Origin of the sequence: Pseudomonas huaxiensis (assembly GCF_003231275.1) — a bacterium.
Taxonomy (GTDB): Bacteria; Pseudomonadota; Gammaproteobacteria; order Pseudomonadales; family Pseudomonadaceae; genus Aquipseudomonas; species Aquipseudomonas huaxiensis.
The window spans coordinates 103,772-117,285 of the sequence record NZ_QKVL01000015.1 but is presented as its reverse complement, the minus strand read 5'-3'; the positions used below and the strand labels follow the sequence as shown (position 1 = coordinate 117,285).

Annotated in this window: 13 protein-coding genes and 1 pseudogene; 9 read left to right on the top strand and 5 right to left on the bottom strand. The window is 64.0% G+C overall.

What is annotated here, in order from left to right; all coding sequences use genetic code 11:
- Positions 1–29 precede the first annotated feature (29 nt).
- From DM374_RS17585 to ggt, 3 genes are all read left to right on the top strand, one after another.
- The gene (locus DM374_RS17585; protein WP_095159937.1) at positions 30–620 is read left to right on the top strand and encodes an NAD(P)H-dependent oxidoreductase; all 591 of its coding nucleotides are present in this window, start codon (positions 30–32) and stop codon (positions 618–620) included.
- Between the two features lie 65 nt (positions 621–685).
- Positions 686–1,582: a LysR family transcriptional regulator gene (locus DM374_RS17580; protein ID WP_110971012.1), complete on the top strand. Its 897-nt coding sequence runs from the start codon at positions 686–688 to the stop codon at positions 1,580–1,582.
- A gap of 98 nt (positions 1,583–1,680) precedes the next feature.
- Complete coding sequence (gene ggt / locus DM374_RS17575; protein ID WP_110971011.1) at positions 1,681–3,348, top strand: gamma-glutamyltransferase; 1,668 nt, start codon at positions 1,681–1,683, stop codon at positions 3,346–3,348.
- A 154-nt stretch (positions 3,349–3,502) separates the two neighbouring features.
- On the opposite strand, the gene DM374_RS34360 is transcribed toward ggt, so the two are convergent.
- The 3 genes and pseudogenes from DM374_RS34360 to ypfJ all read right to left on the bottom strand — a co-directional run bounded on the left by DM374_RS34360 (position 3,503) and on the right by ypfJ (position 6,510).
- Complete coding sequence (locus DM374_RS34360) at positions 3,503–4,366, bottom strand: methyl-accepting chemotaxis protein (RefSeq protein ID WP_371864354.1); 864 nt, start codon at positions 4,364–4,366, stop codon at positions 3,503–3,505.
- Positions 4,358–5,287 (bottom strand): annotated as a pseudogene (locus DM374_RS34355) (methyl-accepting chemotaxis protein); the annotation flags it as partial. The gene DM374_RS34360 and the pseudogene DM374_RS34355, both read right to left, overlap by 9 nt.
- A 344-nt stretch (positions 5,288–5,631) precedes the next feature.
- Positions 5,632–6,510, bottom strand: coding sequence for a KPN_02809 family neutral zinc metallopeptidase (gene ypfJ / locus DM374_RS17565; protein ID WP_110971009.1), 879 nt, complete (start codon positions 6,508–6,510; stop codon positions 5,632–5,634).
- Positions 6,511–6,716: 206 nt separating this feature from the next.
- Here ypfJ and pcaH point away from each other — a divergent pair, with 206 nt between their 5' ends.
- Both pcaH and pcaG read left to right on the top strand, forming a co-directional pair.
- Positions 6,717–7,436, top strand: a complete 720-nt coding sequence (gene pcaH / locus DM374_RS17560; RefSeq protein ID WP_110971008.1) for a protocatechuate 3,4-dioxygenase subunit beta — start codon at positions 6,717–6,719, stop codon at positions 7,434–7,436.
- A gap of 13 nt (positions 7,437–7,449) precedes the next feature.
- Positions 7,450–8,055, top strand: coding sequence for a protocatechuate 3,4-dioxygenase subunit alpha (gene pcaG / locus DM374_RS17555; protein ID WP_110971007.1), 606 nt, complete (start codon positions 7,450–7,452; stop codon positions 8,053–8,055).
- Positions 8,056–8,100: 45 nt separating this feature from the next.
- On the opposite strand, the gene DM374_RS17550 is transcribed toward pcaG, so the two are convergent.
- Complete coding sequence (locus DM374_RS17550; protein WP_110971006.1) at positions 8,101–8,406, bottom strand: putative quinol monooxygenase; 306 nt, start codon at positions 8,404–8,406, stop codon at positions 8,101–8,103.
- A gap of 60 nt (positions 8,407–8,466) precedes the next feature.
- Between DM374_RS17550 and DM374_RS17545 the strand changes: the two genes are divergently transcribed.
- Positions 8,467–8,871 carry a VOC family protein gene (locus DM374_RS17545; RefSeq protein ID WP_095159929.1) on the top strand — a complete coding sequence of 135 codons (405 nt, stop codon included), beginning with the start codon at positions 8,467–8,469 and terminating at the stop codon, positions 8,869–8,871.
- On the opposite strand, the gene DM374_RS17540 is transcribed toward DM374_RS17545, so the two are convergent.
- Complete coding sequence (locus DM374_RS17540; RefSeq protein WP_110971005.1) at positions 8,872–10,587, bottom strand: FAD-dependent oxidoreductase; 1,716 nt, start codon at positions 10,585–10,587, stop codon at positions 8,872–8,874.
- A gap of 173 nt (positions 10,588–10,760) precedes the next feature.
- On the opposite strand from DM374_RS17540, the gene DM374_RS17535 reads away from it, so the two are divergent.
- From DM374_RS17535 to DM374_RS17525, 3 genes are all read left to right on the top strand, one after another.
- Positions 10,761–11,537: an IclR family transcriptional regulator gene (locus DM374_RS17535; protein ID WP_110971004.1), complete on the top strand. Its 777-nt coding sequence runs from the start codon at positions 10,761–10,763 to the stop codon at positions 11,535–11,537.
- A 205-nt stretch (positions 11,538–11,742) separates the two neighbouring features.
- A complete protein-coding gene (locus DM374_RS17530) occupies positions 11,743–12,561 on the top strand; it encodes a sugar phosphate isomerase/epimerase family protein (protein WP_110971003.1) in 819 nt (272 codons plus the stop codon).
- Between the two features lie 88 nt (positions 12,562–12,649).
- Complete coding sequence (locus DM374_RS17525; protein ID WP_110971002.1) at positions 12,650–13,510, top strand: DMT family transporter; 861 nt, start codon at positions 12,650–12,652, stop codon at positions 13,508–13,510.
- Positions 13,511–13,514 lie beyond the last annotated feature (4 nt).

Here is a 13,514-nt window from a genome sequence, read left to right as displayed (position 1 = left end):
CGGCAGGACCCCGACAGATGAGGCAAACGATGAAAAAGGTCCTGTTACTCAACGGTGGCAAGAAATTCGCCCACTCCGATGGCCGCTTGAACGAAACCCTGCACGAGACGGCCCTGGCCTTTCTCGACCGCGCCGGCTTCGACGTGAAGACCACCTATATCGACGGCGGCTACGACAATCAGGAAGAGGTCGAGAAATTCCTCTGGGCCGACGTCATCGTCTACCAGATGCCCGGTTGGTGGATGGGTGCGCCCTGGACCGTCAAGCAGTACCTCGACGAAGTCTTCACCGCCGGCCACGGCAGCCTTTACGCCAGCGATGGCCGGACCCGCTCCGATGCCTCGCAGAAGTACGGCAGCGGCGGTCTGATCCACGGCAAGCAGTACATGCTCTCGCTGACCTGGAACGCGCCGCAGCAGGCGTTCGATGATCCCGCCGACTTCTTCGAAGGCAAGGGCGTGGACGCGGTGTACTTCCCGTTCCACAAGGCCAACCAGTTCCTTGGCATGAGCGGCCTGCCGACTTACCTGGCGGTGGATGTGATGAAGCGCCCGAACGTGCCGGCCGCAGTCGCCGCGTATGAAGCGCATCTGGCGAAGGTGTTTGGCGTCGAGGCCTGATGCGACTTGCGTCGCCGGCTGTGAAGGGCTATCACTCTGCGCGTCGTGTGTCGTGAGGTAGTCCCGTGAAAGCCAGGTCCGATGAATTGCAGGTGTTCGTCTCGGTGATCGAGTGCGGCTCGATTTCCGCCGCCGCCGAGCAGGGCGGGCAGACGCCCTCGGCGATCAGCCGCACGCTGTCGCGGCTGGAAGCCAAGCTTGGCACCACGCTGATCAACCGCACCACGCGGCGCATGGACCTGACTGAAGAGGGGCGGTATTTCTTCGAGCGGGCCAAGTCCATTCTCGAACAGATGGACGATCTCGAAGACCACCTTTCCCGGCATCAGCAGACTCCGGCCGGGCGCCTGCGTATCAATGCCGCGCTGCCGTTCATGCTGCATGCCATCGTGCCGTGGGTGGCGGAGTTTCGCGCGCTCTACCCGCAGATCCAGTTGGAGTTGAACACCAGCGACCTGATCATCGACCTGCTGGAACAGAGCACCGACGTGGCGATCCGCATCGGTGATCTGGCCGACTCCAGCCTGCATGCCCGCTCGCTCGGTTGCAGCCCGCTGAACCTGCTGGCCAGCCCCGAATACCTCGAACGCCACGGCACCCCGCAACGGGTCGAAGACCTCGCCGGGCACACGCTGCTCGGCTTCACTCAGACCGAAACCCTCAACCACTGGCCGCTGCGTCATGTCGAAGGCGACCGCCTGCTGATCCGCCCGGATCTGTCCGCCTCCAGCGGCGAAACCCTGCGTGCGCTGGCGCTGGCCGGTGATGGCATTGCCTGCCTGTCGCATTTCATGACCCACGAGGACATCCGCAGCGGTCGTCTGCAGGTGCTGCTCGGCGATTTCAACAGCGGTTATCGCCAGCCGATCAACGCGGTGTATTACCGCAACTCGCAACTGGCGCTGCGCATCCAGTGCTTCCTCGATTTCATCCAGCGCAAGCTTGCGGCCTACGCTTGCTGAAGCGTGACGCCTGCCGAAGAAACGTCAGTCCGCGTTTGAAAACTCTTCCTGCATAGTCCTTACTGGTTGTTCAACGAAAACAACACCAAGGACGTTTTATGCGCGTTGTGATTTTTCGAACCTTGGGCCTCGGTGCGGCGATTCTCGCCAGCGCATCGGCTTATGCAGTCACCCTCGAAGGCGGCGCCGTTGCCGCTCCCGATCAATATGGCGCGCAGGTTGCCGCCGACATCCTCAAAAAGGGCGGCAACGCGGTAGACGCCGCAGTCGCCACGGCCTTCACCCTCGCGGTCACCTACCCCGAAGCGGGCAACATCGGTGGCGGCGGGTTCATGACCCTGTACGTGGATGGCAAAGCGTACTTCCTCGACTACCGCGAAGTGGCGCCAAAGGCCGCTACGCGCAACATGTACCTGGACGAGAAGGGCGAGATCATCGAAAACCTGAGCCTGGTCGGCGCCCGCGCTGCTGGTGTGCCGGGTACGGTGATGGGCTTGTGGGAGGCGCACCAGAAGTTTGGCAAGTTGCCTTGGTCCGAATTGCTGACCCCGGCGGTGGGCTACGCGAAGAACGGCTTCAAGGTCGCCGCCAAGCAGTACCAGTACCGCGAAGATGCGCTGGGGTTGTTCAAGGACAGCACCAACTTCAACGACTACTTCGGCCAGATGAAGGTCGGCGAGACCTTCAAGCAGCCGGAGCTGGCGCAAACCCTGGAGCGCATCGCCGACAAGGGCGTCAGCGAGTTCTACCAGGGCAAGACCGCCGACCTGCTGGTGGCGCAGATGCAGGCCAGCAACGGCCTGATCAGCAAGGACGACCTCAAGGATTACAAGGCGGTATGGCGCGAGCCGATGCGCATCGACTGGCGTGGCAACACGGTCTACACCGCGCCTCTGCCCAGCTCGGGCGGTATCGCCCTGGCCCAACTGCTGGGCATCAAGGAAGAGCGCGCGGCGGACTTCAAAGGCGTTGAGCTGAACTCGGCGCGCTACATCCACCTGCTGGCCGAGATCGAAAAACGGGTGTTCGCCGACCGTGCCGATTACCTCGGCGACCCGGCCTTCGCCAAGGTGCCGGTGGCGGAACTGGTGGCGCCTGAGTACCTGGCGCGGCGGGCCAAGGAGGTCAACCCGAATGCGATTTCCGAGACCGAGAAAGTCCGTCCGGGGCTGGAGCCGCACCAGACCACCCACTTCTCCATCGTCGACAACCAGGGCAACGCGGTGAGCAACACCTACACCCTGAACTGGGACTACGGCAGCGGCATGGTGGTCAAGGGCGCGGGCTTCCTGCTCAACGACGAAATGGATGATTTCAGCTCCAAGCCGGGAGTGGCCAACGCCTTTGGTGTGGTGGGCGGCGATGCCAATGCCATCGAACCGGGCAAGCGCATGCTGTCGTCCATGAGCCCGAGCCTGGTGACCCGCGATGGACAGGTCACGCTGGTGCTGGGCACGCCGGGCGGTTCGCGGATTTTCACCTCGATCTTCCAGGTGCTGAACAACCTGTATGACTTCAACCTGCCGCTGGAAAAAGCCGTCGCGGCGCAGCGGGTGCATCACCAGTTGCTGCCCAAGGACACCATCTATTTCGACGCTTATGCACCGCTCACCGGTGAGGTGGCGCAAGAGCTGAAGAAGATGGGCTACACCCTTGAGGACCAGGGTTGGGAGATGGGCGATGTGCAAGCGATCCGGGTGATCGGGAGCACGCTGGAGACGGCTTCGGATCCGCGCGGGAGAGGGGTGGGGCAGGTGGTCAAGTAAGCGGAAAGGCCCTGAAATCAGCGTTGATTTTTTGGGCCTCAATCGCTGCGGTTCGGCGCCCCGACAAGCCAGCTCCCACAGGGATTTGAGCTGGCTTGTCGGGGCGCCGAACCGCAGCGATTGAGTGATAGCGGCCGCAAAGCGGCCCTATGACTCACACCCGGAAGTGACTCACCATCAACTGCAACTGATTCCCCAGCCGCGCCAGCTCGACACTGGACGCCGCCGTCTCATCGCTCGCCGCCGCTGTCTGTTCCGACACATCCCGCACGCTGAGGATGCTGCGGCTGATTTCTTCGGCCACGGCGCTCTGCTGTTCGGCTGCTGCGGCGATCTGCTGGTTCATCGACTGGATGTCGGACACCACGCGGGTGATGCTTTCCAGTGAGGTGCCGGCCTTGCGCGTCAGTTCGACGCCGCTGTCGGTCAGGCTGCGGCTGCCGAGCATGATGTTGGCCACCTGCTGGGTACCGCTCTGCAGGCCCGCGACCAGTTCCTCGATTTCTTCGGTGGATTTCTGGGTGCGCTGGGCCAGCCCGCGGACTTCATCCGCGACCACCGCGAAACCACGTCCGGCCTCGCCGGCACGGGCCGCTTCGATGGCGGCGTTGAGAGCCAGCAGGTTGGTCTGTTCAGCCACCGACTTGATCACGTCCATGACGCTGCCGATCTTCTGGCTTTCCTGCTGCAACTGCGCCATGGCCTGGGTGGAGCGCTCCACTTCGCCTGCGAGTTTCTCAATCTGGGCGATGGCTTGCGACACCACCTGATCACCCGCCCGGGCCTGCTTGTCGGCGTCGGTTGCGGCTTCGGACGCGTGCTCGGCGTTGCGCGCGACTTCCTGCACGGTGGTCGCCATTTCATGCATGGCGGTGGCGACCTGGTCGGTCTCGACTTTCTGGTTGTTGGCGCCGGCGCTGGTCTGTTCGGTCACAGCAGAGAGTTCTTCGGCAGCGCTGGCGATTTGCGTGACGCCGTCACGGATGCCGCTGATCAACTCGCGCAGGGTCGTGCCCATGCGCTGGATGCCTTGTTGCAGCACGCCCATTTCGTCGCGGCGGGTGACACGCAGTTCGTGGGTCAGGTCGCCGGCGGCAATGCGCTCGACCACGTCCAGGGTCTGGCGCAGCGGACGGGTGATCTGGCGGGTAATCAGTACTGCGGCAACGATGCCGGTGAGCAGGGCCAGCAGGGTCGCGATCAGTTGCAGGGTGCTGGCCTGGGCACTTTCGGCGTCGCGGCGCTCGAGTTGAATCTTGTAGAGGGCTTCGCTGCGATTGACGATGTCGTAGCCCTGCGCGGTCATTTCCTGACGCGCCACGCCGATGTCGGCAATGGCGTTTTTGTAGCGGTTGAGGGCATCGCGATAGCCGCTCAAGGCCGCTTCGAACTGTTGGATACGCGCGGTTTCGTTGGGCAGGGCGCGGCTCAACTGGCGGGCCTGATCCAGCGCGCTGTCCAGTTGGCGCAGGGCGGTCTGTTCGCTTTGTGCGGTGTTGTCGGCGATGTAGCCGCGGACTTCCAGGCGCACCAGCAGCAGTTGCTCCTTGGCGGCGCTGGCGGCGCGGTATTGCTCCAGGCGGGCGGAGTCGCTGTCCGACTGGGCGAGCACGTCGCGGTTGATGCCCTCGATCAGTTGCAGGGCGGTGGCGGCGGTGGTTTCCAGGTCGCCGCGGGCGCTTGCGCTGGCCTTGTAGGTGGCGCGCATCTTGTTCAGCGACACCTGATAGGCGCTGATGATCTGCGCCTGTTCTTCCAGCAGCTTGACGTTTTCCGGGCTCTTGAAGGTCTTCAGCAGGCGTTGCTGTTGCTGGCTGAACTCATTGAGCTTGACCTGCACATTACCGGCGGCGTCGTCGTCGCCGTTGGCCAGCATGTATTGCAGGCGCGCGACCCGAAGGTTGGTCAGGTCGCTGTTGAGGCGGGTGATGTCGCTCATCCAGTTGCTGCGCTGGATCAGGCTGTCGAGGCTGTTCCAGCCGGTCAGTGCAAGCAAGGCGGTCAGCAGCAGGACCAGGCCGAAGCCCAGGCCGAGTTTCAGGTTGACGCTGATGTTGGCAAACCAACTATTCATGGGTTCCCTCCAGGAAAAGGTGTAATCGGGTCGCTGATGATTTGTTTTTCTTGGAGGCCAGCGGATGTTGAGGAGCTTTTATCGGCGATAAGACGGGGAGCTGAAACGCTTTTTCAGTAAAACCGACAAAAACACTCAACAAAATGTGACAAGCCCCGCAAGTGCGGGGCTGTGGATGGAAAAAGAAGGGGTATTTCCGGGGGGGATTATCAGAGCGCCTTGGCGTTGAAGGTGTCGCACTGGTTGATATCACCCTTGCCGAAACCGGCCTTGAACCAGCGCACCCTCTGCGCCGAGGTGCCATGGGTGAACGAGTCGGGGACCACGCGGCCCTGACCCTGTTGCTGCAGGCGGTCGTCGCCGATGGCGTTGGCGGCGTTGAGGGCTTCTTCGATGTCGCCCGGTTCCAGCCAGTTGTGCCGTTGTTGCGCCTGATAGGCCCAGACCCCGGCGAGGCAGTCGGCCTGCAACTCCTGGCGCACCAGCAGGCCGTTGGCGCCCTCGACCCGCTGGCCGCTGCGCCGCGCCGCGTCGACCTTGGCCGAGACGCCCAGCAGCGTCTGCACATGGTGGCCGACCTCGTGGGCGATCACGTAGGCCTGGGCGAAGTCGCCGGCGGCGGCGAAGCGCTGCTCCATTTCGCGGAAGAAGCTCATGTCCAGGTACACCTGCTGGTCCGCCGGGCAGTAGAACGGGCCGGTGGCCGAGGTGGCGAAGCCGCAGGCGGATTTCACCTGGCCGCTGAACAGCACCAGTTTCGGGTCCTTGTATTGCTTGCCGGCCTGGGCGAAGAGCGCCCGCCAGGTGTCTTCGGTGTCGCCGAGGATGCTGGCGACGAACTGGCTGCCTTCGTCATTGGCCGCCGGCTTCTGGCCGGTCCGGGTTTGTGTCGGGGCGCCTTGTTCCATTTGTCCGGCGAGCTGGCCGAGGATCTGCATCGGGTCCTGCCCGGTGAGCAGACCGATACCGACGATCAGCACCACCGCGCCGAGGGTGAGGCCCTTGCCGCCGCCGAAGCGCGCGCCGCCCGGGCTGTCGCCCCGTGCATCGACCACGTTGTCGCTGCGTCTGCCTTTTCGCCATTGCATGGGTTGTGTCTCCCGGTGGATTTATTGCCATGAAAGGTTAGCCCACGGCCCTTGGTCGAGGGAGCCTTGTCGCTATTCATAACCAAATGGTTATGTCTGTCAGTGTTCTTTTCAGTATTCGCCGGGGCGGGTCCGCGAGACACTTTGTCACACCACCTCGCCCGTCCTGATCGGGCTCTCCATAAATCCAAGAACAGGAGAACGGCATGTCTGCTACAGACACCAGTCGCTTCGTTATCCGTGATCGAAACTGGCATCCAAAAGCCTTCACCCCGGACTACAAAACCTCCATCGCCCGCTCGCCGAGCCAGGCGCTGGTCAGCATTCCGCAGTCCATCAGCGAAAGCACCGGCCCGAACTTTTCCCACCTGGGGTTCGGTGAGCACGACAACGACCTGCTGCTGAACTTCAACAACGGCGGCCTGCCTGTCGGCGAGCGAATCATCGTTGCTGGTCGTGTTTTCGATCAATACGGTAAGCCGATTCCCAACACGCTGGTTGAAATGTGGCAGGCCAACGCTGGCGGCCGCTATCGCCACAAGAACGACCGCTACCTGGCGCCGCTGGACCCCAACTTCGGTGGTGTTGGCCGTGCACTGACCGACAGCGAAGGTTTCTACAGCTTCCGCACCATCAAGCCGGGCCCGTACCCATGGCGCAACGGCCCGAACGACTGGCGTCCGGCGCACATCCACGTGTCGATCAGCGGCCCGTCGATCTCCACGCGTCTGATCACCCAGCTGTATTTCGAAGGTGACCCGCTGATCCCGCTGTGCCCGATCGTCAAGTCCATCGCCAATCCGGACGCCATCCAGCGCCTGATCGCGCGCCTGGACATGGGTAACGCCAATCCGATGGATTGCCTGGCGTACCGCTTCGACATCGTGTTGCGCGGCGAGCGCAAGACCCACTTCGAAAACCGCTGAGAGGAGTCCAGTCATGCCTATCGAACTGCTGCCGGAAACCCCTTCGCAGACCGCCGGCCCTTACGTCCACATCGGCCTGGCCCTGGCGGCCGCCGGTAACCCGCCCCGCAACCAGGAAATCTGGAGCCAGATGGCCCGCGAAGGCGCGCCGGGCGAGCACATCGTGGTGTTCGGCAACGTCTATGACGGTAATGGTCACCTGGTCCGCGACTCCTTCGTGGAGTTCTGGCAGGCCGACCACACCGGCGCCTACAACACCGATTACAACCTGGAAAATGCGTTCAACGGTTTCGGCCGCACCGCCACCACCTTCGACGAAGGCGAGTGGACCATGCACACCGTCAAGCCGGGCGTAGCGAACAACGCCGCCGGCGTGCCGATGGCGCCGCACATCAACGTCAGCCTGTTTGCCCGGGGGATCAACATCCACCTGCAGACCCGCCTGTACTTCGATGACGAAGCCGAGGCGAACGCCAAGGATCCGGTGCTGAACCTGATCGAGCAGCCACAGCGTCGTGCCACCCTGGTGGCCAAGCGTTGCGAGCTGAACGGGAAGACGGCGTATCGCTTTGATATCCGGATTCAGGGTGAGGGCGAGACGGTGTTCTTCGATTTCTGATCGGAGTCTTCGTTTTTGGGACCGCTTTGCGGTCCCAAATACCTGTCATCCCCGCGTGGCATTGAACGCCAGCACATCCCCCTCGATTACCTCCTGCCGCACGATCAGCGGGTCCACCAGTGGCCGGCTGGCGAGGAAATGCGGCGTCAGCAGATGGGCCTCGAAGGCCGCCTCATCCGTGTACACCTCATACAGCCAGACCAGATCCGGCGCACTCCTGTCCCGCACCACATCGAACACCAGACACCCCGGTTCGTCGCGCACCGAACGGGCGGCATTGACGCTCATCGCATCCATGAATTGCTCCAGGCTACCGGGCTGAAGCTGGGTCTTGAGTAGAAGGCTGTACACGTCGAACTCCGTTTTGTCTTATATTTGCGAAAAATTGTATACAAAAACGGAGCCGAAACCATGCCTGTTCGTCCAAGCCGCCTCAACGGCCTGCGTCATATCGCGATCCTGGTGCCGAACCTTGAAGTCTGTGAGCGCTTCTATGTGGATGTGTTGGGGATGGAGGTGCTGCACCGCGCTCACGAAGACCTGGTCTACCTCACCTGCGGTAACGACAACCTGTCGCTGGGCCGCGCCTTCGCACCCAGCAGCGGGGCACAGGCGGTGGATCATTATGGTTTCGTGGTCGACAGCCTGGACGAATTGCACGCCTGGTACGGCTATCTCAAAGAGTGCGGCGTGACCCTGCTGGACACGCCGTTCGCCCATGGCGATGGCACCTGGAGCTTCCACCTGCTGGACCCTGCGGGGAACAAGGTTCAGCCGATCTATCACCCGGCGATTTCCGGGCAGCGCTTCAACTGATCACTCGTAGGCGCTGACGCCGCTGATATGGCGTGCGGCGATGTAGCCGAAGGTCGCCGCCGGGCCGAGGTTGATGCCGCCGGCGGGGTAATGCCCGCCCATGATGCTGGCCATGTCGCAACCCGCAGCGTAGAGGCCTTCGATGGGCTGCTGACTGGCGTCCAGCACTTGCGCGTGTTCGTTGGTGCGCAGCCCGGCGAAGGTGCCGAAGCAACCGGGCTCGACCTTGACCGCGTAGAACGGGCCTTTCTCGATGGGCGCCACGCACGGGTTGGGGCCGTGCAGGGCGTCGCCTTGTTTGCGGTTGTAGAGGGTGGTGCCGCGCCCGAACTGCGGGTCTTCGCCGCGCTCGGCGTGGCGGTTGTATTCGCTGACGGTGTCGAGCAGGCCGCGGGCGTCGATGCCGCATTGGTTGGCCAGGTCGTGCAGGCTGTCCGCGCGTTTGAGGTAGCCGTTGCGCACCAGCGCCGAGGTCGGCAGCGGGAACGGGCGGGCGATGCCCAGGCCGTAGCGGCGCTGGAAGGTGTGGTCGCAGATCAGCCAGGACTCGACCTTCTCGCCCAGCGCGGCGGCGACCATGGCGCTGACGTAGTCGTAGTAGCCACCGGCCTCGTTGACGAAGCGCTGACCGTTGCTCAGCACACCGATAATCCCCGGCTTGCCGCGTTCGATGATGTGCGGGAAATGCCCGGCGCTGCCGTCCTTGTACGGCACCTTCGACACCGGCGCCCAGGCCACCGCGCAGTGCAGGTCGTCGGCGACCCGGCCGCCGGCGCTCTCGCCCAGGCGCAGGCCGTCGCCATTGGCGGCGAGCGGCGGCAGGGCCAGGTGTTCGTGGCCGCTGGGCGTGCGCGGGAACATTGCCTTGCGGCGTTCGATGTCGTTGGGGAAGCCGCCAGCGGCGAGGACCACGGCGCGGGCGTTGATGGTCACTTCGCCGCTGGCGGTCTGCACCACCGCGCCGCTGACCCGGCCATTCTCATGCAGCAGGCGTCGGGCTGGCGCCGACTCCCAGAGCAGCACGCCGAGGTCTTCGGCGGATTTCGCCAGGCGCGCAATCAAGGCCACGCCGTTGACCAGGTGCAGGGCGCGACCGTGGGTGGCGAGGTCGATCAGGTGTTTGCCGATGCGCCGGGTCACGTGCAGCAGCGAGCGCCAGGAGCGGGTCAGGGTGAGGAAGGCGCCGAGGTCCTTGCCGGCCATGATCGGCATACCCCAGAACGAGGTTTCACGCATGGTCCGGCGCAGGCGCTTGAGCAACTTGCCGGCCTTGCGCCCGTCGTAGGGCGCAGCGATCACCGAACGGCCGCCGGTGCCGGCGCCGGGCGTGTCGCCGTGAATGTCGGCAATGCCGTTGCCGTCGGCGAACTGCAGGGTGGTGTGTTTCTCGAAGAAGCTCACCATGTTCGGCGCGGCTTCGAGGAAGGCGTCGATCAGCGGCGCGTTGAAGCGCTCGCCGAGTTCGTGTTCCAGGTAGGTACGCGGCGCCGAGCGGTCCTCGACGATGCCGGCGCGGCGCGCCAGCGGGTTGCACGGCACCCACATCCAGCCGCCGGACCAGGCGGTGGCGCCGCCGAAGACCGGGTCTTTCTCTACGACGATGACCTTCTGCCCATGCCAGGCGGCGGTTACTGCGGCGCTGAGGCCGGCGGCGCCGGAACCGATCACCAGGACATCGCAGTCCACTGTGCGGGCGTGTAAGGGAAGGGCAGTCATGGAGCGTCCTCGGAGAAAAGGCTGGATTGTTATTTTTGGAACATGATTCCATATTCACTGATCGCCTCGGCGCTGCCAAGCGTTGTGTCGCGAAGTTGGGCGAAGATCGAACAGTGGTTTGCGCTTTGTCCGGCGCTCTTTAGAATTCGGCAACATTTTCAGGGACCATGACCATGGCCGGCAGTCAGATCGAACGCGCGCTCAGCCTTATCGAAAGCCTTACCCGCGAACCTCGCGGTTTGCCGATGCAGGCCCTGGCCGAGCAACTGGACATTCCGAAAAGCGCGACCCACCGCATGCTCGCCGAACTGATCCGCCTGGGTTACGTGCGGCAGAACCCGGAGAACAGCCGCTACCTGCTGAGCACCCGGCTGGTGGCCCAGGGCTTCCGCTACCTGGCCAACAGCGGCGCGGACATCGTCCAGCCGATCCTCGATGAACTGGCGCGACAGAGCGGCGAACTGGTGCGCCTGGGCGTGATCGACGGCGAGCGGCAGACCTGGATCGCCAAGTCCCAGGGCGCTCGCTCCGGGCTGCGCTACGACCCGGACATGGGCCGTGATGCGCCGTTGTTCTACAGCGCGTCGGGGCATGCGTGGCTGGCCAGCCTCAGCGATGCCCAGGCGCTATTGCTGGTGGAGCGCCAGGGCGTGGGGCCGCGCGAGGATTTCGGGCCGGGCGCGCCGAAGTCCAATGCCGAACTGCTGGAGCGCCTGCGCGTGGCGCGTGAGCATGGCTACGCCTGGGTGGTGGAGAGTTCTGCGGTGGGCATGTCGGCGCTGGCGGCGGTGGTGGCGGATCCGCGCGACGGGCATGCGGTGGGCGTGGTGAGCATTGCCGGGCCGACAGCGCGGATGACCGAGGCGCGGATGCATGAGCTGTCGGCGGCGTTGCTGGCGACGACGCGGGAGTTGTCGGCGGCGAGTCCGGCGTCTGAGTTGTTTGTCTGATTCTGCTTTGGTCTTTCGGGCCTAATCGCTGGCAAGCCAGCTCCCACAGTGACGGTGCACACCACAAAACCCTGTGGGAGCTGGCTTGCCAGCGATTAGGCCCGAAAGACCTGTTAGCTCATGGGCTTTTTTCTGCTTGCATTGAAACTGGAACCAAGTTCTAAATATTCGCATCCAGAACAACAACCCCAAGAGATGCCCGCCAATGAGCCAACGAGTCCTGTCCCTGGCCGCCCTGACTGTCCTCGAACTGTCGCCACCGCAAATGGTCGAGGTCGCCGCCCGCGCCGGCTACAGCCATGTCGGCCTGCGCCTGGAGCCGGCCACGCCGGAAGAACATCATTTCCCGCTGGTCCGCGATGCCGATTTGCGCCGGCAGACCGCCGAGCGCCTGCGCGACACCGGGATCAAGGTGATGGACGTGGAAATCCTCCGCCTCAAGCCGGAAACCCGCGTCGCTGATTTCGATGCGCTGCTGGCGGTCGGAGCCGAATTCGGCGCCACCGAACTGCTGGTGGCCGGCAATGATCCGGACCCGGCGCGGATGACCGATAACTTCGCCGCCCTCTGCGACCTGGCCGCGAAATACGGCATCTACCCGCACCTGGAATTCATGCCCTGGACCGACGCGAAGAACCTCACCGAGGCGCTGCGCATCGTCGAGAACGCCGGGCGTGAAAACGGCTGCGTGTTGGTCGACGCCTTCCATTTCGACCGTTCCGCCTCGCGCCTGGAAGACCTGCGTCAGGTGCCGGCCTCGCGCATGCGCTACCTGCAACTGTGCGACGTGGCCGGGCCGCGGCCGGACGATATGGCCGAGATCCTGCGCCAGGCGCGTAACGAGCGGCGCTTCCCCGGTGATGGCGATTGCGACTTGCGCGGGCTGCTGACCAGCGTTTCCCCCGACATTCCGCTGAGCCTGGAAATCCCCACCCGGCAGTTGCTGGAGCAGGGCGTCTCGGCGCTGGAGCGCGCGCAGTGGGCGCTGGACAAGACGCGCCAGGTTCTCAGTCAGGTGCTGTAGTCACCCGCGCATCGGTGAGGTCGGGCGCCGCCTGGCCTGACCCTTGCTCGGCCGAGCCCTTCGCGAAATCATCGACCCGAGCCCGTCCATGCCCCCTCTCAGCCAGCCGTTCAAAGGCATCCTCCTGGTCGTCGTCGCGACCTTTCTGTTTTCCAGCCATGACGCCATGTCCAAGTACCTTTCGGGGTTCTACCCGATTGTCTGGGTGGTCTGGGCGCGCTACCTCGTACACACCTTGTTGATGCTCGGGATTTTCCTGCCGCGGGCCGGTTTGCGCGGCTTGCGCACGCGTCGGCCGGGTCTGCAGGCGGCGCGGGCGTTGTGCCTGCTCGGTTGCAGTTTGCTGTTCACCAAGGCGTTGCAGTACCTGCCGCTGGCCGAGGCGACGGCGGTCAACTTCCTTGCGCCACTGATGGTCACGGCGCTGTCGATGCCGCTGCTCAAGGAGCGGGTGACACGCGGGCAATGGCTGGCGGTGCTGGCGAGTTTCATCGGCGTGCTGGTGATCGTGCACCCCGGTGGTGCGCTGTTTACCCCGGCGGTGTTGCTGCCGCTCGGTTCGGCGACCTGTTTCTGCTTCTATCAGATCCTCACCCGCAAGCTCAGCGACGTCGACAGCCCGACCGTCAGCAATTTCTTCACCGGTGTGTTCAACACTCTGGTGATGAGCCTGCTGGTACCGTTCTTCTGGACCGTTCCGAGCCTCACCCACGGCCTTATGACTCTGGCTCTGGGCACCTTCGGCATGCTCGCCCACCTGTTCCTGACCCAGGCGTTCCGCCACGCACCACCGGCGATGCTGGCGCCGTTCAGCTATTGTCAGATCGTGTTTGCCGGGTTGATGGGCATCGTGCTGTTCGGCCAGCGACCGGACCTGTGGGGCATGACCGGTATCGCGGTGGTCTGCTTGAGCGGTCTGGCGGCGGCCTGGTTGCAGCGGCGGCGCTGAAACG

Bases quoted from the DNA above. Each gene is read 5' to 3' on its own strand.
- DM374_RS17585 (WP_095159937.1), top strand. From the start codon at position 30: ATGAAAAAGGTCCTGTTACTCAACGGTGGCAAGAAATTCGCCCACTCC.
- ggt (WP_110971011.1), top strand. From the start codon at position 1,681: ATGCGCGTTGTGATTTTTCGAACCTTGGGCCTCGGTGCGGCGATTCTC.
- DM374_RS34360 (WP_371864354.1), bottom strand. From the start codon at position 4,366: ATGGGCACGACCCTGCGCGAGTTGATCAGCGGCATCCGTGACGGCGTC.
- ypfJ (WP_110971009.1), bottom strand. From the start codon at position 6,510: ATGCAATGGCGAAAAGGCAGACGCAGCGACAACGTGGTCGATGCACGG.
- pcaH (WP_110971008.1), top strand. From the start codon at position 6,717: ATGTCTGCTACAGACACCAGTCGCTTCGTTATCCGTGATCGAAACTGG.
- pcaG (WP_110971007.1), top strand. From the start codon at position 7,450: ATGCCTATCGAACTGCTGCCGGAAACCCCTTCGCAGACCGCCGGCCCT.
- DM374_RS17545 (WP_095159929.1), top strand. From the start codon at position 8,467: ATGCCTGTTCGTCCAAGCCGCCTCAACGGCCTGCGTCATATCGCGATC.
- DM374_RS17540 (WP_110971005.1), bottom strand. From the start codon at position 10,587: ATGACTGCCCTTCCCTTACACGCCCGCACAGTGGACTGCGATGTCCTG.
- DM374_RS17535 (WP_110971004.1), top strand. From the start codon at position 10,761: ATGGCCGGCAGTCAGATCGAACGCGCGCTCAGCCTTATCGAAAGCCTT.
- DM374_RS17530 (WP_110971003.1), top strand. From the start codon at position 11,743: ATGAGCCAACGAGTCCTGTCCCTGGCCGCCCTGACTGTCCTCGAACTG.
- DM374_RS17525 (WP_110971002.1), top strand. From the start codon at position 12,650: ATGCCCCCTCTCAGCCAGCCGTTCAAAGGCATCCTCCTGGTCGTCGTC.